Here is a 26,482-nt window from a genome sequence, read left to right on the forward strand (position 1 = left end):
GACGGACGGCTCAAGCAAAATCACCGCTTCCTCCGCCGTTTTCACTGTAGGGTTTCTTCACGGCGGCTCCGTCAACCTCAACAATCATTTCGATCTTCCGTTCCACCTGCTCCAATTTCTGACCGCAGAGCTGGGACAGCTTCATCCCCTGCTGGAACAGATCAATCGCTTTCTCAAGCGGCACATCCCCATGCTCCAGCTGAGAGACAATCGCCTCCAGTTCGCTCATGGCCTCTTCAAAACTCAGTTCCTGTTTCTGTTCTTCCATGCTCTTCTCCTTCCGGCTTTATGCCCCAAACCTGGCAGTCAAGCTCACCGTCGGTGATTTTGATCTTTACCTGATCGCCCGGCTGCACCTGGTTGATCGATTTGATCAGCTTCTGTTCTTGATCGTCATAGACAAGGCCATAGCCCCGGCTCATGACCTTAAGCGGACTCAGCGCATCCAGCTGTCTGATCGCGCTGCCCAGCATGGCGCTGCGCTCCTTGAGGAACAGCGCCATGCTTTGCTTCAGCCTGCGGGAAAGCTCGTCCCCGCGGGCTGAAGCCTGGTTCAGCTGCGCCTGCGGATGGAAGCGCAGCAGCGTCTCATGCAGCCGCCCGTAACGGCCGGCTGTCAGCTTCACCCGGCTGTCCACCGTGCGGGACAGCCGATGCTTCAGCATGTCCAGACGCTGGACATGCTGAAGCACCTGGCGGCGCGGCTGCGTCAGCGCCGGCGACCTTTGCAGGCGCGCGAGGCGTTCGCGCTCGCGGGACGCCTTGTGCTGCAGCCCCTGCCGCAGCGAGCGCTGGAGCTGGCGAAGCAGCTCCTTCAAATCCGCGATATGCGGCACCGCAAGCTCGGCCGCAGCCGTTGGCGTGGCCGCCCGCAGATCGGCCACAAAGTCGGCGATCGTAAAGTCCGTTTCGTGCCCGACAGCCGAAATAATCGGGATCGCCGAATCATAGATCGCTCTGGCTACGATTTCTTCGTTGAAGGCCCACAGCTCTTCAAGCGAGCCGCCGCCGCGGCCCACAATCAGCACATCCGCCTCGCCCAGCCGGTTCAGCTCGCGGATGGCCTTGACGATCGAAGGCGCGGCGCCTTTTCCCTGCACCAGCACGGGATAAAGGACAATATGCGCCTGTGGATATCTTCTCTGCAGCGTAATCATGATGTCTCTGACGGCCGCTCCGGTTGGCGAGGTAACAACACCAATGCTGCGCGGGAATTTCGGAATCGCCTTCTTGGTCGAAGCCTCGAACAGGCCTTCCTGCTCCAGTTTCTTCTTAAGCTGCTCATACGCCAGGTACAAGCTGCCGATGCCGTCCGGCTGCATATGGGTGGCATAAAACTGATATTGCCCGTCCCGTTCAAACACCGAAACATTGCCTCTGGCAATCACCCGCGAGCCTTCCTTCGGAATGAAAGGCAGCCTTTGGTTATGCGAGGCAAACATAATGCTTTTGATCCGGCTGTCCGCATCCTTCAGCGTAAAATACATATGGCCGCTGGAATGATGCGTAAAGTTGGAAATTTCCCCGCGGATCCAGACTTCGGACAGCAGCGGATCGCTTTCCATTTTCATGCGGATAAATTTATTTAATTCCTTAATCGAATAAATGCGCTGTTCCACAGCAAAGCCTCCTTTATCAGGCCGCTAGGATGCCTGCTGGCATCATTTCAAACCATTCAGCCTTTTGGCGGCGATCAGCGTATTTTTCATCAGCATCGTAATGGTCATCGGACCCACCCCGCCGGGAACCGGCGTAATCGGACCTGAAACCTCCTGTACGCTTGCGAAATCCACATCTCCGGCTAGCTTGCCGTTCTCCAGACGGTTCATGCCGACGTCAATTACAACTGCGCCCGGTTTGATGAAAGAAGCGTCTACAAAATTAGCTCGTCCAATCGCCACAACGACGATATCCGCCTGTTTGGTCAGCTCTTTCATGTTAGCGGTGCGGGAATGGCACATCGTGACGGTAGCATTCTCGCGCTGCAGCAGCAGGGAAACCGGTTTGCCGACAATGTTGCTGCGGCCGATGACAACAGCATGTTTACCGCTCATTTCGATGCCTGTGCGTTTGATCAGCTCAATGACCCCTGCAGGCGTACATGGCAGCAGGCTGTCATCCCCGATTACAAGGTTACCCACGTTCACCGGGTGGAAGCCGTCAACATCCTTCTCGACCGAAATGGCGTCGATCACGGATTTCTCGTGAATATGGGAAGGAAGAGGCAGCTGGACCAAAATGCCGTGGATGCTGGCTTGTCCATTCAATTTCTCAATAAGGGAAAGCAATTCTTCCTGGGTTGTAGAGGCTGGCAGACGATGAACCTCGGAATAAAAGCCAAGGTCTACGCAAGCCTTCTCTTTGTTGCGGACGTAAACCTGGGAAGCCGGATCTTCGCCTACAAGCACAACGGCGAGACCTGGCTGCACCCCTTTACCTTTAAGCTCTTCTACTTCAATGCGAATCTGGCTGCGAATTTCTTCTGATACCTGTTTCCCGCTGATAATAGTTGCTGTCATCGTTTCCCCGTCTCCTTTAACCCCTGATTTTATAAGTTTTTAAGCTTGTCTAAATCTTGGATCATCTTGCCGAGCACGCCATTGACAAACTTGCCGGACTCCTCAGTGCCAAAATGTTTGGACAGCTCGATCGCTTCGTTGACGGCTACCTTGGCTGGAACATCGTCACGGAAGATCATTTCGTAAGCGGCCAGGCGAAGCACCTCGCGGTCCACCCGCGACAATCGGCTGATCTGCCAGTTCTTCAAATATTGCTCCAGCATCCCGTCGATTGCAGTTTTATGTTCGATAACACCGGCAACAAGCTCCATAATCTGCTCTCTTGCTTCATCCGGGTTACCAACGCTTCCAACGCCGCTTTCGTTATCTTCCGAAGCTTCAACCAGCAGCATCATAACCGCCTCCTGGGCTCCCACTTCATTCATTTCCATCTGGTACAGGCTCTGCACCGCAAGTTCCCTTGTTAAACGCTTTTTCACTAAAATTTCCTCCTGGACTCATATACATAGCTGATCTGAAAAACCTAGTTGTAATAAAAAAACCTGCGAAATGCTATTCTCCACCGCCCCGAGGGGCATTATTCAGCTTCATCTGTTTTACAGGAGAAAAGCATATCACAGGAATTATCGGAAAGGACGCCACTTGCTAAACAGCCAGTCCCTTATTTCCTTCCATGGTATCAAAGAGCCTTGATCTAGATCCTTGTATTTCCCGGCCGTGTAGCCGATGAACAGGATCAGAGCACAAAACATCATGTTCCAAAAACCGGATATTAAATAAATAATGATCAAAAATACAGCGGCCGCGACTCCCAGCAAACGTCCCTTATAGCTGGTCCACAATTCTTTCCAAAACATTGGGACGAACTCCCCCTATTCCACTCGGCTCTTTATCACCGGAGATTGCACCAAGTTGGCAATATATACGGAGACATAAGAAACCGGAATCCCGGTAATTTCCTCCACTTGATCATGAACCTGCTTCTGCACTTCTTCCGTAAGGGGCGGTATCGCTGTTTCACCGTCCACAAGCGCGCGAACGTTGATTTCAAGGCCGGATTCGGAAACCCGGATTCTTGTCTTCACATCACGGACTCCACGAACCCGCGAAGCGGCTTTATACGAAAGATTCTCAATCGTCTCTACCGAAATCTGAATATCGCCAAATTCGGTTCTTTGATCGATCGACGGCAGCGAGGAACGATCCCTGCGGATTGAAATATAGAAGAAACGGAGGCTGAACAGGAATAGAAGAACCGCCACTATCAAGACAACCAGATAAAGCGTATTTTGATCCTGCGAATTCAAAGAGACCGGAACGGCATTCGTTAAAAGGAGGATTGCAATTACACTGATAATGCCGATGCTCAGGCTATATATAAAAAGCAAAACCCTGTCTAAAATCTTTGCCACGAAATCTGCAGCCTCCCTAAATTATAGTAAACCCCTGACTCAATTGTCGGGGGTTTATGCACTCGTTATTTAACCCTGTTGTTTACATCAGTTGGTTCTTCAAGTTTCTCAGTCGTCTTGAAAATCACGTCATGAATATGTACGTTCACTTCCACGACGGAAAGTCCTGTCATCTGTTCAATGGAACGTTTGACGTTACGCTGAACTTCGCTAGCCACTTCCGGAATCCGGTTGCCGTATTCTACAATTACAGATACGTCAACAGCCGCTTCCCGCTGGCCAACCTCAACCTTAACGCCTTTGGATAAATTTTTGCGTCCGAGCAATTCGGCAATGCCGCCGGCAAACCCGCCGCTCATTCCCGCTACACCTTTCACCTCAACCGTTGCCAAACCGGCAATGACTTCGATGACTTCCGGCGCAATTTGAATCTCTCCAATATCGGTACGTTCAAATTCAGTCGGCAAAGTACTCATCTTCTTCTCCACCTCTCAATAAGTTTGCGACAAACCCAGTGTCATAGAGGCAAGCGCACTTATTATACATACTATATCATTTTGCCTGTATTATGACAAACTTGGCCCGATTGTTTTAAACCTCGTGTTCTTCCAGAAATTTAATATCGAAATCACCACGGATAAATACCGGATGATCCAGCAATTTCTGGTGGAACGGAATGGTGGTATGAATACCTTCCACAGCAAATTCAGCCAAAGCGCGTTTCATCTTGGCGATCGCTTCCTCGCGGGTCGGCGCCCAGACGATCAGCTTCGCAATCATAGAATCGTAGTGAGGAGAGATGGTATAACCCGGATACGCTCCGCTGTCGACCCGTACGCCTGGTCCGCCTGGCGCCAGATAAAACTGGATTTTGCCCGGCGAAGGCAGGAAGCCCCGGTCAGGATTCTCCGCATTAATCCGGCATTCAATCGACCAGCCGTTCAGCACAATGTCTTCTTGCACGAAAGACAGACGGTTTCCTTCGGCTACGGAGATCATCTCTTTGATCAAATCCACGCCAGTGACCATTTCAGTTACCGGATGCTCAACCTGAATCCGCGTATTCATTTCCATGAAGTAGAATTGACCATCAGGCCCGAGCAGAAATTCCAGCGTGCCGGCGCCGCAATAGTCCACGGCAAGCGCAGCCCGAACGGCTGCTTCGCCCATTTCGGCTCTTTTCTCAGGAGACAGAATCGGACAAGGAGATTCCTCCACCAGCTTCTGGCGGCGGCGCTGCACGGAGCAGTCGCGCTCTCCCAAATAAACGGCATTGCCATGGCGGTCTGCCATGATTTGAATTTCCACATGCTTCATGCCTGTCAAATATTTCTCCAGGTAAACGCCGGCATTGCCGAATGCCTTCTGGGCTTCCTGCTGAGCCGTTGTAATCTGCTGGATCAAGGAAGATTCGTCTTCCGCCAGGCGGATACCTTTGCCTCCGCCGCCGGCAGTTGCCTTGATAATGACAGGATAACCAATATCTCTGGCAATCATGACCGCTTCGTCCAAATCTTCTATAATGCCGTCAGAGCCCGGGATAACCGGCACTCCGGCATCCTTCATCGTCTGTTTGGCGACGGATTTGTCACCCATCCGGCTGATCGCGTCAGCGGAAGGACCGATGAATGTAATATTGCAGGAATCGCAAATCTCCGCAAAGTCGGCATTCTCAGACAAAAATCCGTAGCCCGGATGGATGGCATCACATTCCGTCAACGTAGCTACGCTCATAATGTTCGTAAAATTCAAATAACTGTCCTTGGACAAAGTCGGGCCGATGCAATAAGCTTCATCTGCAAGGCGTACATGCAGAGAATCCTTATCTGCTTCGGAATAAACGGCGACCGTAGAAATATTCATTTCCCGGCAGGCGCGGATAATCCGAACCGCGATTTCGCCTCGGTTAGCAATCAATATTTTGTGAAATTTCATGGTTTATCCTCCTGGTACCAAATTCTTAAGCTAATCTTATTCCGGCTTCACCAAAAAGAGGGGCTGTCCATATTCCACAAGCTGTCCGTTTTCTACCAAAATGTCGACGATTTCGCCTTTAACTTCGGCTTCAATTTCATTCATCAGCTTCATCGCTTCAATGATGCAGACCACTGTCTTGTCCGAAACACGATCGCCCTTATTGACGAAAGGACTCGCGTCAGGAGAGGAAGCGCGGTAGAAAGAACCTACCATCGGGGAAACGATTGTATGTAAGTTGGAATCCGCTGCTTGCCGTTCCGGAGCTTTGGTCTCTTGCGTCTGCTGAACCGCTGCCGCTGCTGCAGGAGCAGGTGCCTGAACAACCGGAGCTGCTGCAACCTGTACAACCTCCGTTTTGCCCGGTTTGCGAATCATAAGGCGGGTTCCTTCATTCTCAATTTCCAGCTCATGCACAGAGGTTTCATCCACCAATTTGATCAGTTCTTTAATTTCATTTAATTTAAACATTCTACTATTCACTCCTCCAGCTTTTTTGAAGAACATCCGGTTACCCGCGGCAGGAAAGGCTGCGGTCCCTCTCGGGGCATGTCCTTTGGTAAAGAAAGCAATGTCCGCCAGTTCTAGCACAGCCGAAACGATTCAACTTCCTTTGACACCGTAAGCTTTGGTACTTGGTCATAACATAACTTTATGTATTATATCACAATGTGAAGAAATAGAAAGAGTCCAAGCATAACCCTGGACTCTTTGGAGAAAAGTTTTTGAAACCGATTACTTGGCGGAGCTTACATACTGAACTTTGACTTTGTCCTGGGAAACGCCAAGCTCGCTGATGACAAGATCAATGATGGTCGCTGCGTCTTTAGCCTGCAGTTTATCGTTCTGAACCACCACCTTAAAGCTGTCGTTTTCTTCAGCGACTATCGCTCTGCCATAACGTTGAGAGACCTGCTCCTCGATGTCGTTGATTTTGGATTCTTTGTCCTGCAGGGCACTATATTCATTTGCCGCTTTCGCGTTTTCTTCCGGTGTCTTACTGAGGTCGTTCATCGTTTGCAGCAGCTCATCGGCTTTTTTATAGTTAGCTTCGGTTCTTTCGTATTGATATTGATCCAGCTGGTCGCTGCCTACCGTACCTTGTGCTTGAGCTGTTTCCAGCACTTCTTCGTCCGTCTTGGCTGTCTGCGAGTCCGTGGCTGTTTGATCATCCGAGGAAGCTGCTGCCGATTTGCCATCATCTTTGGAAGCTGTGTCCGTGGCCGCTGAATCCTGCTGGTTTTGATCTTCTGTCGCCGCCGCTGTACCGCTGTCCGTTTGGGTGTCTGTCTGGCTGTCTGTTTGATCGTCCCCGGTAATGCTGTCGTCAGCAGCAGCCGTTTGTCCGTCTCCCTCATCTGTTCCATCTGTCACCTCGGTCACGATCGATCCGCCTGAATCGCCTGAAGCCGTACCCTGCGCACCCTGCGTATCCGAAACGGTAACCTGCTGTCCATCAGCCGATTGGTTGGCGGCTGGACCGGAATCCTCGGTAAACAGGTAATACGCGGATAAGACCACCATCAAGCTGAGCATGGAGACAAGCCAAATTGTTTGACGTTTTGTTTTCATTGAAAATTCCTCCTATAAGAAATGGGATAAGGGAAACTTCACTTCGTTTCATGAAACACGAACTTACTGAGAGGTTTTTCTTGGAGCAACAGAAATGCGATAGGCAGGCACGTTCAGGCCTTTTTCCACAGCATCGATGATCATTTGCTTGACGACCTTGTTCTCGGCCCCTTTGGCAACCACCAGCACACCCCGAACCTGGGGTTTTACCTTCTTGGTAACAATCGGCTGCTGGTCACCGGACACTTCGCTCGTTACAATTTCACCGTCTCTTGTATATTCCGTGATGTGCCGTTTGCCGCCATTGCCATCCGTTTCATCTGTTGACTGCTGGCTGTCCTTGACATTGCGCTGAAAGACCGTTTCCTCGGTGGAATCTACCGTCACCATGACATCTACTGCCCCTACGCCCACGATCTTCTCCAAAATATCTTTGGTTTTATCCTCCATCTCTTCTTCGATGCTGTCGAAAGGACTGCTGCCATCGATGCCCGCCGAAACCTCGGCAGAAGTATTAACCGTATCGGAAGGCGGCTCCCGCCCCACTCCGCCCGTGTCGATTTTCTTCACATGGACAAAGGAATTAAACAGCATAAACGCAATGCCGATGAGACCGATAATGATGAGCAGCCTGAAGGTATGTAATTTCTTCCCGCCGCCTTCACCCCCGCCAATCCACTGCTCCAGTTTTTTGAGCCAATTCATTTCCGTCCTCACCTCCTTTACGGCTTTACTCTACTGCCCAGCTGGTAGATCTCGATCAGATCTTTGGAAACACCCCAGCTGCTGCCAAGCATCTGTGTAATCTTGCTCCCTTCGGCCGTGTCTGGTGCAACCGAAACAGGTTGATCTCCGTCCTCCGAAACCTGATCGTCCCTTCCGGCTCCGGCATCTCCGGCTTCCGAGGATTCCTCCGTGACCTCAGGCCCCTGCTCCCCGTTATCCATGGTTCCGACACCGATTCTCCCTATATGGATTTGCACCGGATCGATCTGCGGGACTTGTATGGTTCCCAAGGAGCTGTCTGACGAGAATCCCGAGTTCACCTTAGATTCATCCGGGTTTGCCATAACAGGGGTATCCTCCGCTGCCGGGTTCAGGTAGACCTCAATATGGCTGATTACCGGCTTATCGTACTGGCTGTCCTGCTCTCCCTCATCTGTGTCTGCTGCTGAAGCCGGCACCACCTTGATTGTGACGGATACACGATTCACATCCAGCCCTGTATTTGCTTCTATCTGTGTTTTCATCTGCTGCGCCGTTTCCGTGCCGGCCCATTTCAAGGAATCCTCCAGACTCGACTGCCTGAGCAGCTCGCCTTGCTTTAGAATTTGATCCAAACTGGACTGGCTGGCTGCTTTCGGGTTCAATTGATCTTCGATGACCCGCTGTAGCTTCTCCGCCGGGTTGCCGTCCAGCAGCTTCAGCACCGGATTAAGCAATGTCATCAGGACCAGCAAGCTGAGCACCAGCTTCACGTACCGCTCCATGGAACGGCTGGGAAGCAGCATCTCGATGATGCCCGCCAGCAGTACGATAAAAATAATCTGTCTCAGCCACTCGCCTAGCCAGTTCATGAGTCATTCCCGCCTTTCCCGCTTCATCGCATCATTACCGTGATGTTGCCCGCCGTCAGCATAATCGTGATGGCCAGGAAGAACATCAGTCCTACCGCCGCCAATACGGCAAACACATACAGCATGCTTTTCCCGATAGTCTCCAGACAGGCCACAATCGGCGTATCGCCAAGCGGCTGCATGACGGCTGCTGTAAAATTGTAGATCAGCGCGAGGGTAAGGATCTTGATCGCCGGGAAAGCGCACAGGAATAAGATGATAACTACACCAACAATGCCGACCGCATTTTTCACGAGAATGGAAGCCGAGATGACTGTATCCGTGGCATCCGAGAACACCTTTCCAACAACAGGCACAAAATTTCCGGTCAAGTACTTCGCAGTGCGAAGGGTAACCCCATCCGCGACCGAACCCGCAATACCTTTGACCGAAATGACTCCCAGGAAGACGGTAAGCAGCACCCCGAGGAGTCCCATCGCCACTGTTCTGAGCAGATCGGCTAGCTTGGACAGCTTATATCTCTCGTGCATCGAACTTACGATATGAAGGATGGCCGAGAAGAACAGAAGCGGAAATACGACAACATGCACTAGCGTCCCCACCGTATGAACCATAAAAACAACCAGCGGATGGGTTACCGAAACGGTAACGACATTGCCCATCGAAGCAAGCAGGGTGAACAGAAGCGGCACCATCGCCATCATGAAATCGATCATGCCTTCAATCGCGCCTGCCGCATAAGAAATGGCCACACGAAAGCTGTTGATTGCCAGAATGATCAGAACCATGTAACAGATGTAGAATGCGACCTTGCCGACATTCCCTTTCTCGAAGGCGCTCTGCAGCGTTTCAAGCAGCATGCTGAATACGGTCAACACGACGATGGTCACCAAAATCTTGGCGTTGTACAGCACTTCGTGCCACATGAACCGGAGTAAACCCGAGAGGCCTGCCGAAAGACTGAAGCCGTCTCCGCCTGGAAGTATCATATCCTTGAAGGCAGGCAGGCTCCCTTCCGGAAAGAATCCCCCGTACTCTTTCATAAGCTGCTGCCAATACACTTCAATTTCGTCCGTCTTCACCTGCTGGCTGGCGGTTGGAGCCTGCTGTTCCCCTGCTCCCGGGTCCGTCTGGTCTTCACCTGAGGCGGAAGCCGTCAGGGGCATCATGAGCAGCAGGATCAGCCACATGGCTGCAATGAAGGTCCCCAGGGTCGTCCGAAATCGGTGTTTCATCATCATTCCTCGTTTCTAGGCAGGCAGCAGCTTTACTACGGTTTCAATAATGATGCCGATAATCGGAACCGCCAGTACAATGATCAGAACTTTACCCGCCAGCTCGATTTTGGAGGCAATGGCTTCCTGTCCGGCATCCCGGACAATTTGGGCTCCAAACTCCGCGATGTAAGCAATGCCAATAATTTTAAGGATTGTCTTCAGATAGACGTTCTGAACGCCCGAAGCCGCAGCCAGCTCCTCGAGCGTATCCAGCACTGTGCCGATCTTGCCGATGAGAAACAGAAAGATCGTAATGCCGGCGAAAGCGGTGATCAGAAAAGCAAAGATGGGTTTTTGCTCCCGCATCAGTAGGGAGAGAATGGCGGCGATCAGACCCAGCCCGACAATTTGGATCATGTCCATTGCCGGTCACCTACTGGAACAGAAAGATCGTTTTGATTTGCTGAAACAGGCTGTCCAGCATCCGGACAACCATAAACAGCACCACTACAAATCCGATCAGCGTTACCCAATGGGCCATATCTTCTTTCCCCATCTGCTTCAGCACGGTGTGAATCATGGCGACAATGATTCCAATTCCGGCAATTTGAAATATAGCGTTCACTTCTATGTTCATGAAAAAGGCACCTCGCTGTTTTCTCCGCAATCCCTACCGGGAGAGTTACCATTCTAATAGATCAGGATAACAATCAATGCGCCGACAAGCAGTCCGAGGCTTCTGGACATTTTTTCGTAACGGGCCTGCTCTTCCAGAGCTTGCGCTTCCTCTGCTTCCAAAGCCTTGACCGCTGACTGGATGTGGCTTTTCTGGTTGGTTCTGTCGCTGGTGCCCAAGGTAAAGCCAAGCTGATGCAGCACTTCCCTCTCGGGCGCTTTCATGGATGTATATTTCCAGTTCTCTTTCAGTGCGTAGTGCAGGCTGTCCTGGGCCGTCCAGTTCCGGGGATCTTCCATGGCCGCTGCCGCTTCCGCATAAAGCCGGTTCAGCGGCTCCCGGCTTTGGGCACCGATCCGCCTAAATGCTTCCGGAAGAGGGGTGAAGCCGTAGCCAATCTCGGTTTCAAGCCTTTGCAGCGAAAGAATAAGGCGTCTGATTTCATTAGGTCTGGCCGCAAACCTTCGTGCTTGTACAAAACCTGCCAGCGTGCCGGCCACAATGATCAGGATGGCCCCCACCATTTTGAACATCGCTTCACCGCCTTTCCTCTGTGATTATGGAGGACTTGAATGCTAAAGCAGCGGCTTATATTCTCCGTCGTAGACTTTGAAGGTGAATCCGTGTTCCCCACGGCCCAGGGTCACAAACCTCTGGAACAGCTTGCCGCTTGATACACCGTTTAGCAGCGGGCTTAAAGGCATACTGCCAATGCCGGAGCCATGCGCCGTTGCAACCACTTTCACACCCGCATGAAGCGCCTGGGTCAGCGCCTCAGCATCCTCCGGACGGCCAATCTCATCAACGATGATCACGTCGGGCGACATGGACCGGATCATCATCATGATCCCTTCCGCTTTGGGACAAGCATCCATGATGTCCGTCCGGGGGCCAATATCAAAGCTTGGAACTCCCCGCCGGCATCCGGCGATCTCCGAACGTTCGTCGATGATAGCGACTTTGAGTCCCGGCCATCTTTCTCTGCCGGGTCCAAATTGCCCGCTGCTGACCGCTCTGGCAATGTCCCGCAGCATCGTCGTCTTCCCTTGCTGCGGGGGAGCGACAATCAGCGTATGCAGGACGCTTTTTCGATGATAATCCAGAAGATGGGGCATGACACCCGACGCTGCGCCTTTGACTTCCCTGGCAATCCGCAGGTTAAATCCGCTGATATCCCGGATGTGTTCCACCTTGCCGCGGCTGAGCACCGTTCGTCCGGAAAGTCCCATCCGGTGTCCGCCAGGCAAAGTAATAAACCCTTTCCTCAGCTCTTCTTCCATCGTATAAACGGAATGATTGGTGATGAGGTCAAGCAGCCGGTGACTCTCCTCCCGGCCTGTCCGAACAGCCTCCGCTGCCTGATCGGTAAGCGTGCCATCTTCTTTCAGAAAATAGAAACGTCCTCCTGCATTGATCTCCAGCGGACGTTCTTCCCTGATCCGCACCTCTTCAAGCTCGGCCAGCAGGCTTGCGGGGAGTCTCAGCAGCAGAGACCGGATTCGTTCCGGAAAAATAGACAGCCACGACTCATTCATTCTCGCTTCACCACCATTTCTGTCTTCGCTAGACTTGAACTTTGAAGTCTATTTTATTTTATGCTTGTACCTATCTTTTATGACGGAATCTATTATTTCTTCAGGATCCCGATTAAGAGGAAAGATACGCCGCAAGCAATCCAGGCCATTTTGCCCCAGGAAAGCTTGTCTGCCATGCCTGCTAGACCGATGGAAGTCGTAAGAATCAGAATCGTCGGGCCCACAAAAGCAAGTGCTGAATTGACGGCAAGAGCCTTGTCCACCCGGCCCAGCTTCAGCATCAGAATAGCTGCCAAAATCTCGGCGGAGCCTGACAATATACGAAGAGAAGCCATACTTAATACAAATTTATCCAGCATAATAAACCTCCTACTTTGTCCGGATGTACTTATCGATATGCAGCCTGTCCCGGTTTTAGTCCATGTAATCGCCTGTTTCGCCAATTGTTCTAAATAAAAAAACAAGCCGCCCCCGTTCTTCTAAATAAGAAGACAGGAGCAGCTTGTTAGTTTTGCAAAGTTTTTAACTAAGAGTTTGCCTATAACCTATTAAAATCAGCTGATAAATGATCTTAACGGCGTTCTTGAGGACCGCCGACAAACGCTTTTTCAGTTGTATCCAGACCATAAGCCGTATGAAGGGCGCGAACCACATCGCTTAATTTCTCACGGTCAATGACGCAGGATGTTTTGATTTCAGAGGTACTTACCATTTTGATATTTACGCCCTGCTGGGAAATCACGTCGAACATTTTCGCAGCTACGCCCGGATGGCTGACCATGCCGGCACCCACGATCGAAACTTTGACCAAATCTTCTTCAGAAGTGGCTTCCCGGTAAGGAACCTCGCCCCGGATGCTTTCGATGACATCCAGTGCTTTCTGACGTTCGCCGAGCGATACGGTAAAGGAGAAGTCAGCTTTCCCGTCCTGCACTCCGTTTTGAACAATAATATCGACGTTGATCTGCGCTTCTGCCAGCGCACCAAACACTTTAGCCAGAACTCCCGGTACGTGGGAAACTCCCATAATCGTGATCCGGGCTACATTTTTATCGTAGGCAATCCCGCTGACTACAACACCTTGCTCCATCGTGACATCCTCCTTAACAACCGTTCCTTCATTTTTATTGAAACTTGAGCGGACAACCAGCTTCACCTGATGATGCTTGGCGTATTCAACCGCTCTCGGATGCAGCACCGCTGCCCCCAGATTGGCAAGCTCCAGCATCTCGTCGTAAGAAATCTCGTTCAGCTTTCGTGCGCAAGATACGATCCGCGGATCGGTGGAGTAGATGCCGTCTACGTCGGTGTAAATTTCACAAACATCAGCCTCGATGGCTGCCGCAAGCGCCACGGCAGTCGTATCCGAGCCGCCGCGCCCGAAAGTCGTAATTTCCCGGTCTTCTGACATGCCCTGGAACCCGGCAACGACAACAATGTTTCCTTCCTCCAAAGCCTTCAGCACACGTTCGGGCTGGATATCGCTGATCCGGGCATTGCCATGCACGGGTTCCGTGCGGAAGCCGGCCTGCCAGCCTGTATAAGAAACCGCTTTGCCTCCGAGCTGATGAATAGCAATCGACAACAAAGCAATCGAAATCTGCTCTCCCGTTGTCATCAGCATATCCATTTCACGAGCAGGCGGATTCGGGTTTAACATTTTAGCCTGGTCGATCAAATCGTCTGTTGTATCCCCCATCGCAGAAACGACAACTACACAGCGATGGCCCTCTTCCTGTTTCTCCATAACGCGTCTTGCGACTCGCTGCATCCGCTCAATATCGCCAACGGAGCTGCCGCCAAACTTCATGACGTATAATGCCAAAACGTTCACTCCCATTTCGCTCTTTAAAAATCTGACTTGCCCTGTTATTTTATCACTTTAACTCAGTATAATAGGAAAGTCGACGCCCGAAGTCAATCTTTTTCCTCATTTTTGTAACAGACCCTGAACCGTTACGCTCTGCAGTCCCAGATCTTTCCTGTTTGAACAAAAAAAATCCCCCACCTTGGCGGTGGAGGAATTCTTCCGCCGCGCACGGCGGCAAACCCGCAGCAGCTTACGCGGCTGCGGAGAAGCATTCATTTTTAGGCGCGGGAAACATATTTTCCTTCGCGTGTATCGATCAGAAGCACATCGCCTTCATTGATGAACAGCGGAACCTGAACGTTCAGGCCAGTTTCCAGCTTAGCATTTTTAGTTGCGCCTGTAGCCGTGTTTCCTTTGATGCCCGGCTCAGTTTCAACGACTTTAAGCTCAACGCTCATCGGCAGGTTAATACCCAGGATTTCGCCTTGGTAGCTGGAGATTTTAACGTTCATGTTTTCTTTCAGGAAGTTCAGCTCCCATTCCAGCTGATCGGAAGTCAGCGTAAATTGATCATAGGTTTCATTATCCATGAAAGTATGCTCTTGGGCGCTGGCATACAAATATTGTACGTCGCGGTTTTCGATTTGTGCACGGCCAATGTTTTCACCTGCACGGAAAGTGCGCTCAACCGTATTGCCATTGCGGAGGTTTTTCATTTTGGTACGCACAAATGCTGCACCTTTACCTGGTTTAACGTGTTGGAAATCGATGATCGTGAAGATATCTCCTTCCACTTCTACTGTAAGGCCTGTTTTCAAATCGTTTACTGAAATCACAAAATAACCTCCTCAAAATAGTCAAGCGTATGTTGTTTGGCGCTATCAAGCGCATCGGCTAAACCGCTTCATGGGAACCGGCTTACAAAATAATCAATTCTTTGGTGGACTCGGTCAGGCGGCGTACGCCCGTCTCCGTAATGACAACATCGTCTTCAATCCGTACCCCGCCGAAGCCCGGAATATAAATCCCCGGCTCAACGGTTACCACCATACCCGGTTTAAGAACGGTGTCGCTCACTTTGGACAAGTTAGGAGCCTCATGAACCTCCATGCCAAGACCGTGGCCGGTGCTGTGACCAAACTGGTCACCATATCCGTGACGGGTAATGACATCGCGGGCAAGCGCATCCGCTTCACGTCCAGTCATACCCGGACGAAGATGCTCTAAAGTATGAAGCTGTGCTTCAAGAACGATATTATAGATTTCTTGCTGCTTCTCACTCGGTTTACCTACCATAACCGTTCTGGTGATATCCGAACAATACCCTTTAAGCAGGGCGCCGAAATCCATCGTTAACAGTTCCCCAGTCCCTACAACCTTTGAGCTGGCTGCACCGTGCGGCAGGGCCGAACGTTCTCCGGAGGCAAAAATGGTATCAAAAGAAGTCGCAGATGCTCCGTTCTTCCGCATGAAGAATTCCAATTCCAATGCTCCGTCCAACTCGGTTATACCGGGTTTAATCACGTCAATCATATGGAGGAAAGCACGGTCAGCCACATCGGCTGCTTCCTTCATAACCGCAAGCTCTTCCTCGTCCTTAAACATACGGATCTCTTCCACCAGTCCGCTGGCGGGAACCAGCTCAAACGGTTTCAAAGCTTCCGAATATTTGACATAGGTGGAGTAGGACATCAGCTCATTCTCGAATCCCAGTCGTTTGACTTTACCTGCTTCAAGCAGCCCTTTAATAATGTCCAGCGTGTCCTGACGATGCTCTTCAATCACTTCAAAGTCGACTGCCTGCTGAGGAGCCTGGGTCATGTACCGGAAATCTGTGAGCAGATAGGCTTTATCTGCAGTAATCAGTACATAACCGGCAGAACCCGTAAACCCCGTCAAATATTGGCGGTTAATCGGACTAGCAACCAGCAGTCCGTCTAATTGACGTTCAAGAAGTGCTTTACGCACCTTGCTTACTCGTTGATTATCCATCCTCATATCTCCTTAATGGCCTGCTGATAGATGCCGATGCAGCGCTGCAAGTCCCCATTCGTAGCTGGCGGCGCCAAATCCGGCGATTTGACCGACAGCCACGGGCGCAATAACCGATGTATGACGAAAAGCTTCGCGCGCATGGATGTTGGACATATGTACTTCTACAACCGGAATATTCACCGTCTGCAGAGCATCCCGCAAACTATAGCTATAATGGGTCAGCGCTCCCGGATTCAGCAGGATTCCGTCAATGTTCCCAAAAGCCGCATGAATGCGATCAATCAGGGCCCCTTCGTGATTAGATTGGAAGAACGAGAGTTCAATGCCCCACTCGGCTGCAAGCCTGGATAATCCAGACTCAATATCTGCAAGGGTGGAAGATCCGTAAATTCCGGGCTCCCGAATACCAAGCATGTTTAAATTAGGACCATTCAGCACCAAAATGCGGCTCACCGTGTTCGCTCCCCTCTTCTTCTAAAACAACCAGAATTCATTTTACCATAGGAAAGATAGAGTTGAGAAGTATTTTCCCTTAAACCGGAGCTCTCTTGGGTTCTCTTAACCGATCCTCTGTATATTCGATTGCCGCCGTGTAGCCGATGAACAGCCCCCACAGCAGAAAAAGGCAGAATTCGCTGATGATGCTTGTCCAGCCCAGACGCTGCAGCGAAGGTGCTAGGGCATACAAAGGGGCAAGAACTCCGAAAATAATAGCCCACCATGCGATACCGTAAAGTATGCCCGGCCACGGCCCCCTGAATTTGCGGAGCAGCAGCGTATACAGCACGGACGCAATAATCGAGAAGACGATGAAAAACAGCCAGCCTATATAATATCCCGGCTGAGATCTCAAAAAGCTGTTCTTAAAGAACGGTTCCGCCAGAAATCCCGGGACAACGGTCGTAAAACGCATAAAATAAAAAAAACCGTGGATTGCTCCCCAGATAAAACCTGCAAAAAAACCAAGCTGCAGCGAGAACCACAGCACGTGAGTTTCATGCTGTTTCTGAACTACCTGATTGCTCCGATCGGATCGGTCTCTGCCGGATCCGGCTTGACTGGCTTGACTATGCCGCGCCATAAGATCATTCCCTTCTGTGCCTATTCCTTCCGTAATTGGGTCGTACCTTATTATGACCAATTTGAAAAAGGCTAAACAAACTAGAATTTGCATCCGAAATTCGCTACAATAAGGGGACCGGGGCATTTGTACTAGATCAGGCTCCGAAAACGCTTAAGTCTGTATTTATTCATTACATTTAGGGAAGGTGAAATTGTGCCGAAAACAGATAGTCCGGTCATCTATGGCGGCCAAGCCGTTATGGAAGGTGTAATGTTCGGCGGCAAACACGTTAACGTAACCGCCGTCCGCCGGAAGAACGGCGAAATTACCTTTCTTGAAGTTCCGAGAGAGGACAAATCATGGGTCAAGTCGCTTCGTAAAATTCCGCTGATCAGAGGCATCGTCAGCATTATCGATTCCAGCGCTAAAGGCTCCAAACATCTTAATTATTCTGCCGAAGCCATGGCGGATGACAGCATGGAGCCGGAGGAACGCGCCAAGCAGAAAGAGAAAGAAGAATCGTCCTGGTCGCTCAGCATGATCGTCGGCGTTACGATTGCCGGGATTCTTTCCTTTATATTCGGCAAACTGATATTCACACTCGTTCCGGCCGTCCTTGAAGATCTGCTCTTCGAGCGGATTGTTCAAAACCGGGTTCTGGATACACTAATAGAAGGAATTATCAAAATCATCCTTCTGCTTGCCTATCTCTGGTTTATCTCCTTGACGCCCGTCGTGAAACGATTGTTTCAATACCATGGCGCTGAGCACAAGGTCATTACCGCCTACGAGAACGGCGAGGAGCTGACACCAGCAAACGTGCAGAAGTACAGCCGCCTGCATTACCGCTGCGGCAGCAGCTTTATTATTCTGACGGTCATTGTCGGCGTTATCGTCTATTCTTTTTTCCATTGGGATAATATTTGGGAGAGAATGTACATCCGTGTGCTGCTTCTTCCTGTAGTCATTGGTTTATCTTTTGAATTGCTCAAGTTCACCAACTCGGTCCGCGATATTCCGCTGCTACGCTTTCTTGGATATCCGGGACTTTGGCTTCAATTGCTGACGACCAAAGAACCGACCGACGAACAGGTTGAAGTTTCTATTGCTTCGTTTAACCGCATGCGCGAGCTGGATGCCCAGCTTGAGAACGAAACCGTGCACAGCCATGTGCCGGGCGGTTCCCCATTGGATCCCGTGAAAGGGTGATAAACATGAGAAGACAAAACCTAATTTTCTGGATCGTTATGGTCCTCGTTGCAATCGGGGTGGTTCAAGGGCTGCTCAGCAACTGGCTTTCCTTGATCATACCGCTCGTATTGATTGCTTTGGTGTATGTGCTCTATAAATATCCGCCTAAACGTTTCCGCAGAGGGCCAAAGGTTAAACCTTCGGCCCGGACAGCGGCCAAGATCGCGGCTTCGCAGCGCCGTTCGGCTGCAGCACCCCGGTCTTCGTCCGACGGCAAAAGAAAACATTATCCTTTCCAGGTCATCGACGGCAACAAAGGAAAAAATGACGAAGATTTGCCCAAATATCATTAAAGATTTAAGGCAGGCAAATACTTTTGGTATTGTGTCTCATAATGTTTGGAATCCCAATTTCTAAAAAATTCCTGGCCTGCGCTTACGCCTGATTCGTAAAGCCGCAGGCTTTCTTCTTCTGTAAGAGAAAACTGCGTGGTGCTTACGCCGAGTGTGGGGATCTTAATGGTGCGGTAGCGTTTGGACTGTTCGATATAACGTTCATCATGAGCGGATAGCATCGTTTCCACAATCGCCTCCAGCATCGTAAACGGCCCCTTAATCTGATGTGGCTTGCCCGTTGTCTCTCCTACCATTTGAAACCCGACTGTTGGAATCCTTGTGCCTTCCTTCGGAAGCGATCTTTGATCAAACAGCCATAAAGGCAAATTGCTGAGCACACCTCCATCCACCACGTAAACGAACTGCTCGGCAAAAGTTCTCCCCCGCTTGATCGCCGGTCCCATCCGCAGCATAACCGGGTCAAAGAAATAAGGGATACTGCAGCTCATTCTGACAGCTTTGGCTACTTCAAACCGGCCCGGATCAAACCCTAATTGAATCAGATCATCCGGCAGCACCAGAATTTTGCCCCGGGTAATGTCAGAAGCGACAATCGATAATTTCCCCCGTTCCAGGTCATTGAAGGTCCTGATTCCTTTGAGCAGCAATGCGCTTCTCACCCACTGTTCAAGCGCTTCCCCTGAGTACAAACCTTTCTTGAGGATAACCCTTAATGCCGGTCCTATTAAAGTGATATTAAATAAAGGCGCGCGCCTCAGAAAGCTGGTAAAGGAGGTTCCCATGATGATGTCCTTGAGTTCGTCGGCGGTATATCCTGCCGCCAGCAGAGAGGCGACAATCGAACCAGAAGAGGTTCCCGCCAGCCTGTGAAAATGAACACCGCTTTGTTCGGCTGCCTTCACTGCGCCCGCCAGTGAAATCCCTTTCACCCCTCCACCTTGAAAAACGCCGTTAATGAGCACAGCAAACAGCCCCCATCCTTGATAAGCTGGCCTTTAGTAGGCTATTGCTTATGTATGAAGGACAGAGGCTGTCTTATGATCTTTATTGATTAAGATGAAATTCCATAGTAGCTCTTTAATAATTGCGTCAAGCCAAACGGATTGCTAAGCAGGCTGCTGGAACGGTAGAAGATACTGCCTTGAATCTGGCTGAACTGTTCGTTATATTTCAACTGGTTGATCATCTCTTGCGAGGTCTGCCAGCCTTTCTCAGGGGAACCGATTTTGTAAGGAGCCATTCCGATATAAAGCTTGACGCCGGTACCGTTCACTTCATTGGCCCACCAGTCCACCACCTTGTCATAAGGAGCCGCAGTCGTTGCAAAGCTCCAGTATACCTGAGGAGCAATATAGTCTACATATTTGCCTTGAATCCAGACCCGGGCATCCGCATATTCGCTGTCATACGCCGACCGGCCGGACGTTGCCGAACCCGTTGGATCTGTCGCCTGATTACGCCAAATCCCCGAAGGGCTGATCCCGAAGACCAGCTGAGGTTTGGAGGCGTGGATGCTGGCACTCAAGTCCCTTACAAAGGTGTTGATATTATTTCTGCGCCAGTCCGCTTTGGACTTGAAGCCATTACTGTTATAGGCCTTGAATGTAGCGCTGTCATCAAAGGGATTGGCTGCCGTCTCGTCCGAAGGATAGAAATAGTCATCCAGATGGATGCCGTCAACAGGGTACTTGTTCACGACTTCCATAATCGCGTCAATAATATGTTGCCTAGCTGCCGGTATACCGGGATTCAAATACAAACGGCTGCTGGCCTTCACGATCCAGGACGGATGCTGAACCGCCACATTGTTTGCAGTCAGCTTGCTGGTATCGCTTCCGCTTGCCGTCACCCTGAACGGATTAAACCAGGCATGAAACTGCATGCCGCGATTGTGCGCTTCTTCAATCATAAAGGCAAGCGGATCATACCCCGGATCTTTGCCGGGAGTCCCTGTCAGCACTTGCGACCAAGGTACAAGCTTGGACGGATAAAGCGCATCCGCAGAAGGTCTTACCTGAACAAACACGGCGTTGATTCCCTCGGCTTTAAGTTTGTCCAGCATATCGGAGAATTCCTGCTTCTGTTTGGCTGCATTTCCTCTGGAAGCGCTGCTCGGCCAGTCTAAATTGGTGACAGAAGCGATCCAGGCTCCCCGCAGGGTATTGCTTCCTGTAAGAGTTACAGCAGAACCATTCGAGGAGCCTCCGCCGTTTGTACCGCCGGTTCCTGCTCCTCCATTGCCCGAACCCGAACCGCCGCCCATCCATCCGGGAGTCGTTAGCGTGATTCGATTGGCGTCAGCGTTCCAGTCAACAATCAGACCCAGCTGCTCGCTGACAAAACGGATCGGGACCATTGTTCGTCCGGATACGGACTGTAAGGGTACATCCAGCGTAGAAGCGATTCCCCCCACCAAAGCCGTCCGGCTGCCCATCACCATCTCAATCGTGGTGCTGTTCTGTTTGATCGTAACCGTCTTTGTGTCTGCCTGCCAATCTACAAATGCTCCTATACCTTCCGAAATGACTCTTAAAGGCACAAAAGTTCTATTAGACTTTATATAAGGCGCCACATCACTTGTTAAATCTACGCCATCCAGGTTCATCGTGATCGCCGTTTCTGCCGCTTTGACCGCGCCTTGTCCAGTTATAGCCGTTACTGAGCACAGCAGGGTCATCGCCGTTAAGGCCGTCACCGCTTTCTTCCACAAACGCATTATGGATCCTCCCCAAGATCATTTAGTTATCCCGTTCTCTCCATCTCCCCAGCGCTTCTTGCGCTTATCGTCAAAAAAATACGAAAGCATCTGCCGCAGGACAGATGCCTAATTACGAACCGCTGATCATTTCGTTATGAATATTTTGAAGTTCCTCGAGACGATTGTTATCACGGCGGAAAAATTCCACCAATGTTTCTATGCACGTAATGGAGTCCCAGCTTAAATGGTGCTCTATGCCTTCCACATCTTTATAAATGTTCTCTTCCTGAACACCGATCATCTCCAGAAATTCTTCCAGCAGCGCATGACGGTCGACAAGCCGTTTGCCAACCTTCTTGCCTTTGCTTGTAAGCACAAGGCCGCGGTATTTCTCGTAGATCAAATACTCATCTTTGTCCAGCTTCTGGATCATTTTCGTTACGGATGAAGGGTGAACCTCCAGCCCTTCCGCGATATCCGAAACGCGGGCGTATCCCTTCTCGTCAATCAGCTTGTAGATGCGCTCCAAGTAATCTTCCATGCTGGGCGTTGGCATCCTGCTTCCCTCTTTTCCTAAGTTAAACGGCCAGCGGCCGACACTTTTCACTCTTGTTAATGATACATGTTTCTGCAACTTCTTGGCAAGTCCCGGCAGCTGCCCGCCACTGTTTGCTCATATTTCCACGACTCGTGGTGAACGGAAGCCGGCATGGCATAACGTCAGACCGAATTCGAAAATTTCATTTAAAAAATCAGAAAATCCGGCGTTATCCGCTGCAGCCAGATCGTAATCCCTGTCAGCCGCCCCGTAAATAACAGCAGACCCATCACTACCATCACGGCTCCGCCGACCTTCATCACCCAGCCTGAATACCGGTTTAATGTCTTCACGGAGCCCACGTAAAAGGCAAAAACAAAAAAGGGAACCGCAAAACCTGCCGTATAAGCCGTTATAAGCTTCATCCAGGCGCCTGGTTCGCTGGCAGCAAGCGCAATCACTCCAGCCAAGATAGGTCCTACGCAGGGAGACCATCCCGCCGCAAAGCCGATCCCCAGCAGAAAGGATCCCAAATACCCGGCCGCGGAACGCCTGCCCCATCCCGGCTTCCACTCCTTAAGCAGCAGGGTTGGCTGAATCAAACCTGACAGGAACAAGCCCATGATGATCATTAACACACCGGAAATCTGGCGCAGCCATACCCTGTTGTCTTGAAACAAAACCCCAACCGCTCCCGCCCCATAACCCAGTGAATAGAAAACAACTGAAAACCCGGCAATAAAAACGGCCGTATGCATCATGACCTTCTTCCGGTTGTCCTGCTCGTTTAACTCGTTCTTCAGCGTATTCAAAGATAACCCCGTTATATAGGAGATAAACGAAGGATACAGCGGCAGACAGCAGGGTGAAACAAAGGAGGCCACCCCCGCGGCAAAAGCTGCCCCCATGTGAAGTTGGTCTGTCATCATTTTTCCTCCTTAAGAGCTTGATCCGTCCGGGGCAGTATACATCCCAGACCCAACCGGTAAGCTGGATGAGCCTGGCACTTTGTCCCGTGCCTTATCCTCTACTATATAAATTTCCAAGATAAAAAATGTCCGGGCCATCCGCCTTATAAGAAACTCATGAAGGGAGAGGCAGGCGTGTTAACCTTCTCGTTCCCGGTTAATCATGAGTAACCGTAAAGCATTAAGGCGAACGAGAACATGGATGACAGGAGGAGTGGCTATGCGGTGGCAGGGCAGACGAGGAAGTTCAAACGTAGAGGACCGCAGGAGCATGGGCGGTTTGGGCGGAGGAGGCGGAAAGCTGATCGGAGGAGGAATCGGCGGCATCGTCATTATTCTGCTGATGACGCTGCTTGGCGGCAACCCTTCTTCGATATTAAGCGGTCTTACAGGCTCTGATATTGACACTACCGGCTACCAGCCGACCCAGCAGGAACAGGAAGCGGCCCAGTTTGTTTCCGTTGTGCTGGCCGATACCGAAGACATCTGGACCGAGGTATTCCGCCATAGGGGAATGATCTATGAGAAACCGACGCTGGTTTTGTACAGAGACTCTGTTCAATCCGCTTGCGGAACAGCGCAGTCTGCAATCGGGCCTTTTTATTGCCCTGGCGATCATAACCTTTACATTGATTTAAGTTTTTATGAGGAGTTAAAGCAAAGGTTCCAGGCCCCGGGGGATTTTGCCATGGCCTATGTCGTTGCCCACGAGGTAGGCCACCATGTTCAGACCCTGCTGGGGACAATGGATAAAATGGATTCGCTCCGAAACCGGCTCAGCGAAACGGAATATAATCAATACCAGGTCCGTCTGGAGCTTCAGGCCGATTATTTGGCTGGTGTCTGGGCTCATTATGTACAAGGCAAGAACCTGCTGGAGGCGGGTGATTTGGACGAGGCGCTGACTGCGGCCAGCGCGGTTGGCGATGATACGATCCAGCAGCAGGCCCAGGGTTATGTGGTGCCCGAAAGCTTCACGCACGGCACCTCGGAACAACGGAAACGCTGGTTCTATAAAGGATATGAGAACGGCACGATCGAGGGTGGAGATACCTTTAGCGCCAGCAGTTTTATAAATAACCTTTAATGATCAAGACGGCTCCTCGTTTAAGAAAAAGAAGCCTTCCACCGCGAACCTTGGGTTCATGGTGGAAGGCCTCTTGTCATTATCGCTTGTCTGGCACGGATTATGCCATTACAGTGTCATTCCTTATTTCACTACTGCCCCGTTAGGCATATCGTCAGGCACCGTTGCCAGCGTCAGCTTATCGCCTTGGGAGGCGGCCAGAATCATCCCCTGCGACAATTCGCCGCGCAGCTTAACCGGCTTCAGGTTGACCACTACAATCACCTTGCGTCCAACCAGCTCCTCAGGGCTGTAGAACTTGGCAATGCCTGATACGACCTGGCGCTGCTCGAAACCAAGATCAAGCTGAAGCTTCAGCAGCTTATCGGCTTTCTTCACTGCCTCAGCGGCCACGACCTGCGCTACCCGCAGCTCAACTTTAGCGAAATCTTCAATGCCGATTTCTTCTTTTAATGGTGCGGCTTCTTCTGCTTCGGCCTTAGCGCCTTCTGCAGCCGCCCCGGCAGCCTTCTCTTCAGCCGCAGGAACGCCGCCGGTCATCGACTCGGCGATATAAGCCACTTCCTGCTCGGCGTCAAGCCGCGGGAAGATCGGCTCTCCTTGGCCCAAACGTGTGCCGGCCGGAATTAAGCCAAAGCTTTTTGCGCTTTCCCATGAGGTCAATTCGCCAGGCGTAATGCCTAATTGGCTCCAGATTTTGGCCGGGGCCTGCGTGAGGAACGGCTGCAGCAGGATCGAAGCAATCCGCAGCGACTCCATTAAATGAACCATAACGGAGCCAAGCTGCTCCTGTTTGTCTCCGTCTTTAGCCATCACCCAAGGCTGGGTTTCGTCGATATATTTGTTCGTGCGGCTGATAAACTGGCTGATGGAAGCAAGCGCCACCGAGAACTCCATGTTCTCCATGACCTCCTCGACCTTCTCCACCGTCTTCTGCGCAGCTACCGTAAGGGCAGCGTCAAATTCCGTGGCATTGGAAATATAAGCAGGCGCCACGCCGTCAAAATATTTGCCAACCATCGCTACCGTCCGGTTCAGCAGATTGCCAAGATCGTTGGCCAGATCAGAATTGACCCGTTCTACAAAGCTTTCCGGCGTAAAGCTGCCATCCGCGCCAAACGGCACTTCGCGCAGCAGATAATAACGTGTAGCATCCAGGCCGTAACGGTCGATCAACGTATTAGGATCCACAACGTTGCCTTTGGATTTGGACATTTTGCCGCCTTTCATGAGCAGCCAGCCATGGGCAAATACCTTTTTCGGAAGCGGCAGCCCCAAAGCCATCAGCATAATCGGCCAGTAAATCGTATGGAAGCGGACAATTTCTTTACCGACCAACTGAACATCCGCAGGCCAGTAACGATTATAAAGCTCCGGATTCTCCGTGCCATAGCCAAGAGCTGTAATATAGTTGGACAAAGCATCAATCCACACGTAAACAACGTGTTTCGGATCACCTTTCACCTTTACGCCCCATTCAAACGTCGTACGGGAGACCGCCAAATCCTCTAGTCCCGGTTTGATAAAGTTGTTGATCATTTCGTTCTTGCGGGACTCCGGCTGAATGAAACCTGGATTCTCCTCGTAAAACTTTAAAAGACGATCCGCATATTTGCTCATCCGGAAGAAATAGGACTCTTCTTTGACCAGCTCAACGGGATGGCCGCTGTCCGGCGACTTGCCGCCGATGATTTCGCCCTTGTCATTTTTGATCGGATCGACCAGCTGCGTTTCCGTATAATACGTTTCATCAGGGATGCTGTACCAGCCTTCATATTCCCCTTTGTAGATATCCCCCTTCTGAAGCAGCTGGTCAAAAATATCCTGCACAACCTGCTTATGCTTCGTATCCGTTGTCCGGATAAAATCGTCATTCGAGATGTCGAGCTTCTTCCACAGCTCTTTAATGCCTACAACAATGTTATCTACAAACTGCTGAGGGGTCAGCCCCTTCTCCTGGGCCTTCCGTTCGATCTTTTGGCCATGCTCGTCGGTTCCCGTCAAATAACGCACATCATAACCGCGCAGACGTTTGTAACGGGCCATAGCATCACCGGCTACAGTTGTATAAGCGTGACCGATATGCAGTTTGTCGCTCGGGTAATAAATCGGTGTCGTGATGTAAAAGGTTTTGTTGTCTGTTGCCAAGTTAACCACTCCTTCATGAAATATCCGTTTGCCCGGTGTTCGGGTCTAATGAAAAAAAGGCGACAAACGCAAAAAACTCCCGTCCCGGTTCGGGACGAGAGCATACTCACGCGTTACCACCCAATTTCCCTGCCGCTTCGCAGACA

General features: G+C 50.9%; 31 protein-coding genes. 3 read left to right on the plus strand and 28 right to left on the minus strand.

The features are described from left to right. Positions 1-10: 10 nt before the first annotated feature. From xseB to CBE73_RS05795, 23 genes are all read right to left on the minus strand, one after another. Positions 11-268, minus strand: coding sequence for an exodeoxyribonuclease VII small subunit (xseB, locus tag CBE73_RS05685; protein ID WP_068696066.1), 258 nt, complete (start codon positions 266-268; stop codon positions 11-13). Continuing rightward, the gene (gene xseA, locus CBE73_RS05690; RefSeq protein WP_373286341.1) at positions 237-1,571 is read right to left on the minus strand and encodes an exodeoxyribonuclease VII large subunit; all 1,335 of its coding nucleotides are present in this window, start codon (positions 1,569-1,571) and stop codon (positions 237-239) included. Before xseA ends, xseB begins: the two co-directional genes overlap by 32 nt. Positions 1,572-1,661: 90 nt before the next feature. Then, complete coding sequence (gene folD / locus CBE73_RS05695; protein ID WP_094093394.1) at positions 1,662-2,519, minus strand: bifunctional methylenetetrahydrofolate dehydrogenase/methenyltetrahydrofolate cyclohydrolase FolD; 858 nt, start codon at positions 2,517-2,519, stop codon at positions 1,662-1,664. 29 nt (positions 2,520-2,548) lie between these two features. Then, a complete protein-coding gene (gene nusB, locus CBE73_RS05700) occupies positions 2,549-2,998 on the minus strand; it encodes a transcription antitermination factor NusB (RefSeq protein ID WP_094093395.1) in 450 nt (149 codons plus the stop codon). Between the two features lie 144 nt (positions 2,999-3,142). Beyond that, positions 3,143-3,376, minus strand: a complete 234-nt coding sequence (locus CBE73_RS05705; protein ID WP_094093396.1) for a DUF2273 domain-containing protein — start codon at positions 3,374-3,376, stop codon at positions 3,143-3,145. 15 nt (positions 3,377-3,391) lie between these two features. Continuing rightward, on the minus strand, positions 3,392-3,931 hold the full coding sequence (amaP, locus tag CBE73_RS05710; protein ID WP_094093397.1) for an alkaline shock response membrane anchor protein AmaP: 540 nt from the start codon (positions 3,929-3,931) through the stop codon (positions 3,392-3,394). A gap of 65 nt (positions 3,932-3,996) precedes the next feature. Then, positions 3,997-4,407 (minus strand): Asp23/Gls24 family envelope stress response protein, encoded by a 411-nt coding sequence (locus CBE73_RS05715; protein ID WP_094093398.1) that lies wholly within the window; start codon positions 4,405-4,407, stop codon positions 3,997-3,999. A gap of 115 nt (positions 4,408-4,522) precedes the next feature. Continuing rightward, entirely contained in the window at positions 4,523-5,866 is a 1,344-nt protein-coding gene (gene accC, locus CBE73_RS05720) for an acetyl-CoA carboxylase biotin carboxylase subunit (protein WP_094093399.1), read from the minus strand. 36 nt (positions 5,867-5,902) lie between these two features. Then, entirely contained in the window at positions 5,903-6,376 is a 474-nt protein-coding gene (gene accB, locus CBE73_RS05725; RefSeq protein WP_094093400.1) for an acetyl-CoA carboxylase biotin carboxyl carrier protein, read from the minus strand. A gap of 264 nt (positions 6,377-6,640) precedes the next feature. After that, positions 6,641-7,477 carry a SpoIIIAH-like family protein gene (locus CBE73_RS05730; protein WP_094093401.1) on the minus strand — a complete coding sequence of 279 codons (837 nt, stop codon included), beginning with the start codon at positions 7,475-7,477 and terminating at the stop codon, positions 6,641-6,643. A gap of 63 nt (positions 7,478-7,540) precedes the next feature. Then, positions 7,541-8,182 (minus strand): stage III sporulation protein AG, encoded by a 642-nt coding sequence (gene spoIIIAG / locus CBE73_RS05735; protein ID WP_094093402.1) that lies wholly within the window; start codon positions 8,180-8,182, stop codon positions 7,541-7,543. Positions 8,183-8,199: 17 nt separating this feature from the next. Then, positions 8,200-9,054, minus strand: coding sequence for a stage III sporulation protein AF (gene spoIIIAF, locus CBE73_RS05740; RefSeq protein ID WP_094093403.1), 855 nt, complete (start codon positions 9,052-9,054; stop codon positions 8,200-8,202). Positions 9,055-9,077: 23 nt separating this feature from the next. Beyond that, positions 9,078-10,295 carry a stage III sporulation protein AE gene (spoIIIAE, locus tag CBE73_RS05745; protein ID WP_244905529.1) on the minus strand — a complete coding sequence of 406 codons (1,218 nt, stop codon included), beginning with the start codon at positions 10,293-10,295 and terminating at the stop codon, positions 9,078-9,080. 9 nt (positions 10,296-10,304) lie between these two features. After that, entirely contained in the window at positions 10,305-10,694 is a 390-nt protein-coding gene (gene spoIIIAD / locus CBE73_RS05750) for a stage III sporulation protein AD (protein ID WP_094093404.1), read from the minus strand. A gap of 10 nt (positions 10,695-10,704) precedes the next feature. Next, a complete protein-coding gene (gene spoIIIAC, locus CBE73_RS05755; RefSeq protein ID WP_094093405.1) occupies positions 10,705-10,908 on the minus strand; it encodes a stage III sporulation protein AC in 204 nt (67 codons plus the stop codon). A 53-nt stretch (positions 10,909-10,961) separates the two neighbouring features. Beyond that, a complete protein-coding gene (gene spoIIIAB / locus CBE73_RS05760) occupies positions 10,962-11,480 on the minus strand; it encodes a stage III sporulation protein SpoIIIAB (RefSeq protein ID WP_094093406.1) in 519 nt (172 codons plus the stop codon). 42 nt (positions 11,481-11,522) lie between these two features. Continuing rightward, on the minus strand, positions 11,523-12,482 hold the full coding sequence (gene spoIIIAA, locus CBE73_RS05765; RefSeq protein WP_094093407.1) for a stage III sporulation protein AA: 960 nt from the start codon (positions 12,480-12,482) through the stop codon (positions 11,523-11,525). 92 nt (positions 12,483-12,574) lie between these two features. Continuing rightward, positions 12,575-12,841, minus strand: a complete 267-nt coding sequence (locus CBE73_RS05770) for a YqhV family protein (RefSeq protein WP_094093408.1) — start codon at positions 12,839-12,841, stop codon at positions 12,575-12,577. 212 nt (positions 12,842-13,053) lie between these two features. Continuing rightward, entirely contained in the window at positions 13,054-14,307 is a 1,254-nt protein-coding gene (locus CBE73_RS05775; RefSeq protein ID WP_094093409.1) for an aspartate kinase, read from the minus strand. Positions 14,308-14,570: 263 nt separating this feature from the next. Further along, on the minus strand, positions 14,571-15,128 hold the full coding sequence (gene efp / locus CBE73_RS05780; protein ID WP_094093410.1) for an elongation factor P: 558 nt from the start codon (positions 15,126-15,128) through the stop codon (positions 14,571-14,573). 82 nt (positions 15,129-15,210) lie between these two features. Beyond that, positions 15,211-16,284 (minus strand): M24 family metallopeptidase, encoded by a 1,074-nt coding sequence (locus CBE73_RS05785; protein ID WP_094093411.1) that lies wholly within the window; start codon positions 16,282-16,284, stop codon positions 15,211-15,213. A gap of 12 nt (positions 16,285-16,296) precedes the next feature. After that, on the minus strand, positions 16,297-16,740 hold the full coding sequence (gene aroQ / locus CBE73_RS05790; protein WP_094093412.1) for a type II 3-dehydroquinate dehydratase: 444 nt from the start codon (positions 16,738-16,740) through the stop codon (positions 16,297-16,299). A 79-nt stretch (positions 16,741-16,819) separates the two neighbouring features. Beyond that, complete coding sequence (locus tag CBE73_RS05795; protein ID WP_094093413.1) at positions 16,820-17,368, minus strand: YqhR family membrane protein; 549 nt, start codon at positions 17,366-17,368, stop codon at positions 16,820-16,822. Positions 17,369-17,563: 195 nt separating this feature from the next. Between CBE73_RS05795 and CBE73_RS05800 the strand changes: the two genes are divergently transcribed. Both CBE73_RS05800 and CBE73_RS05805 read left to right on the plus strand, forming a co-directional pair. Then, positions 17,564-18,559, plus strand: a complete 996-nt coding sequence (locus CBE73_RS05800; protein WP_094093414.1) for a DUF1385 domain-containing protein — start codon at positions 17,564-17,566, stop codon at positions 18,557-18,559. A 5-nt stretch (positions 18,560-18,564) separates the two neighbouring features. Continuing rightward, entirely contained in the window at positions 18,565-18,894 is a 330-nt protein-coding gene (locus CBE73_RS05805) for a hypothetical protein (RefSeq protein WP_094093415.1), read from the plus strand. Here the strand turns inward: CBE73_RS05805 and CBE73_RS05810 are convergent. From CBE73_RS05810 to CBE73_RS05825, 4 genes are all read right to left on the minus strand, one after another. Then, complete coding sequence (locus tag CBE73_RS05810; protein ID WP_094093416.1) at positions 18,891-19,859, minus strand: patatin-like phospholipase family protein; 969 nt, start codon at positions 19,857-19,859, stop codon at positions 18,891-18,893. The two genes, CBE73_RS05805 and CBE73_RS05810, sit on opposite strands and share 4 nt — an antisense overlap. An 89-nt stretch (positions 19,860-19,948) precedes the next feature. Further along, complete coding sequence (locus CBE73_RS05815) at positions 19,949-21,613, minus strand: family 10 glycosylhydrolase (protein WP_094093417.1); 1,665 nt, start codon at positions 21,611-21,613, stop codon at positions 19,949-19,951. Between the two features lie 112 nt (positions 21,614-21,725). After that, positions 21,726-22,151 carry a transcriptional regulator MntR gene (gene mntR, locus CBE73_RS05820; RefSeq protein ID WP_094093418.1) on the minus strand — a complete coding sequence of 142 codons (426 nt, stop codon included), beginning with the start codon at positions 22,149-22,151 and terminating at the stop codon, positions 21,726-21,728. Positions 22,152-22,339: 188 nt separating this feature from the next. Beyond that, on the minus strand, positions 22,340-23,062 hold the full coding sequence (locus CBE73_RS05825) for a cytochrome c biogenesis CcdA family protein (RefSeq protein WP_425320413.1): 723 nt from the start codon (positions 23,060-23,062) through the stop codon (positions 22,340-22,342). 259 nt (positions 23,063-23,321) lie between these two features. Here CBE73_RS05825 and ypfJ point away from each other — a divergent pair, with 259 nt between their 5' ends. Next, positions 23,322-24,188 carry a KPN_02809 family neutral zinc metallopeptidase gene (gene ypfJ, locus CBE73_RS05830; RefSeq protein WP_094093420.1) on the plus strand — a complete coding sequence of 289 codons (867 nt, stop codon included), beginning with the start codon at positions 23,322-23,324 and terminating at the stop codon, positions 24,186-24,188. Positions 24,189-24,311: 123 nt separating this feature from the next. Here the strand turns inward: ypfJ and metG are convergent, their stop codons facing one another. Continuing rightward, entirely contained in the window at positions 24,312-26,336 is a 2,025-nt protein-coding gene (gene metG, locus CBE73_RS05835) for a methionine--tRNA ligase (protein WP_094093421.1), read from the minus strand. Between the last annotated feature and the right edge of the window lie 146 nt (positions 26,337-26,482).

It is taken from the genome of Paenibacillus physcomitrellae, from assembly GCF_002240225.1.
GTDB lineage: Bacteria > Bacillota > Bacilli > Paenibacillales > Paenibacillaceae > Fontibacillus > Fontibacillus physcomitrellae.

Excerpts from the sequence above, each read along its gene's own strand:
- CBE73_RS05825 (WP_425320413.1), bottom strand. The coding sequence starts at position 23,062 with ATGATGACAGACCAACTTCACATGGGGGCAGCTTTTGCCGCGGGGGTG.
- CBE73_RS05815 (WP_094093417.1), bottom strand. The coding sequence starts at position 21,613 with ATGCGTTTGTGGAAGAAAGCGGTGACGGCCTTAACGGCGATGACCCTG.
- spoIIIAF (WP_094093403.1), bottom strand. The coding sequence starts at position 9,054 with ATGAACTGGCTAGGCGAGTGGCTGAGACAGATTATTTTTATCGTACTG.
- spoIIIAE (WP_244905529.1), bottom strand. The coding sequence starts at position 10,295 with ATGATGATGAAACACCGATTTCGGACGACCCTGGGGACCTTCATTGCA.
- ypfJ (WP_094093420.1), top strand. The coding sequence starts at position 23,322 with ATGCGGTGGCAGGGCAGACGAGGAAGTTCAAACGTAGAGGACCGCAGG.
- folD (WP_094093394.1), bottom strand. The coding sequence starts at position 2,519 with ATGACAGCAACTATTATCAGCGGGAAACAGGTATCAGAAGAAATTCGC.
- spoIIIAG (WP_094093402.1), bottom strand. The coding sequence starts at position 8,182 with ATGAATTGGCTCAAAAAACTGGAGCAGTGGATTGGCGGGGGTGAAGGC.
- CBE73_RS05785 (WP_094093411.1), bottom strand. The coding sequence starts at position 16,284 with ATGGATAATCAACGAGTAAGCAAGGTGCGTAAAGCACTTCTTGAACGT.
- xseA (WP_373286341.1), bottom strand. The coding sequence starts at position 1,571 with ATGAAAATGGAAAGCGATCCGCTGCTGTCCGAAGTCTGGATCCGCGGG.
- xseB (WP_068696066.1), bottom strand. The coding sequence starts at position 268 with ATGGAAGAACAGAAACAGGAACTGAGTTTTGAAGAGGCCATGAGCGAA.
- accC (WP_094093399.1), bottom strand. The coding sequence starts at position 5,866 with ATGAAATTTCACAAAATATTGATTGCTAACCGAGGCGAAATCGCGGTT.
- CBE73_RS05730 (WP_094093401.1), bottom strand. The coding sequence starts at position 7,477 with ATGAAAACAAAACGTCAAACAATTTGGCTTGTCTCCATGCTCAGCTTG.
- CBE73_RS05770 (WP_094093408.1), bottom strand. The coding sequence starts at position 12,841 with ATGCTGGATAAATTTGTATTAAGTATGGCTTCTCTTCGTATATTGTCA.
- CBE73_RS05805 (WP_094093415.1), top strand. The coding sequence starts at position 18,565 with ATGAGAAGACAAAACCTAATTTTCTGGATCGTTATGGTCCTCGTTGCA.
- mntR (WP_094093418.1), bottom strand. The coding sequence starts at position 22,151 with ATGCCAACGCCCAGCATGGAAGATTACTTGGAGCGCATCTACAAGCTG.
- spoIIIAC (WP_094093405.1), bottom strand. The coding sequence starts at position 10,908 with ATGAACATAGAAGTGAACGCTATATTTCAAATTGCCGGAATTGGAATC.
- accB (WP_094093400.1), bottom strand. The coding sequence starts at position 6,376 with ATGTTTAAATTAAATGAAATTAAAGAACTGATCAAATTGGTGGATGAA.
- CBE73_RS05705 (WP_094093396.1), bottom strand. The coding sequence starts at position 3,376 with ATGTTTTGGAAAGAATTGTGGACCAGCTATAAGGGACGTTTGCTGGGA.
- spoIIIAD (WP_094093404.1), bottom strand. The coding sequence starts at position 10,694 with ATGGACATGATCCAAATTGTCGGGCTGGGTCTGATCGCCGCCATTCTC.
- spoIIIAA (WP_094093407.1), bottom strand. The coding sequence starts at position 12,482 with ATGAATGAGTCGTGGCTGTCTATTTTTCCGGAACGAATCCGGTCTCTG.
- spoIIIAB (WP_094093406.1), bottom strand. The coding sequence starts at position 11,480 with ATGTTCAAAATGGTGGGGGCCATCCTGATCATTGTGGCCGGCACGCTG.
- CBE73_RS05795 (WP_094093413.1), bottom strand. The coding sequence starts at position 17,368 with ATGGCGCGGCATAGTCAAGCCAGTCAAGCCGGATCCGGCAGAGACCGA.
- CBE73_RS05715 (WP_094093398.1), bottom strand. The coding sequence starts at position 4,407 with ATGAGTACTTTGCCGACTGAATTTGAACGTACCGATATTGGAGAGATT.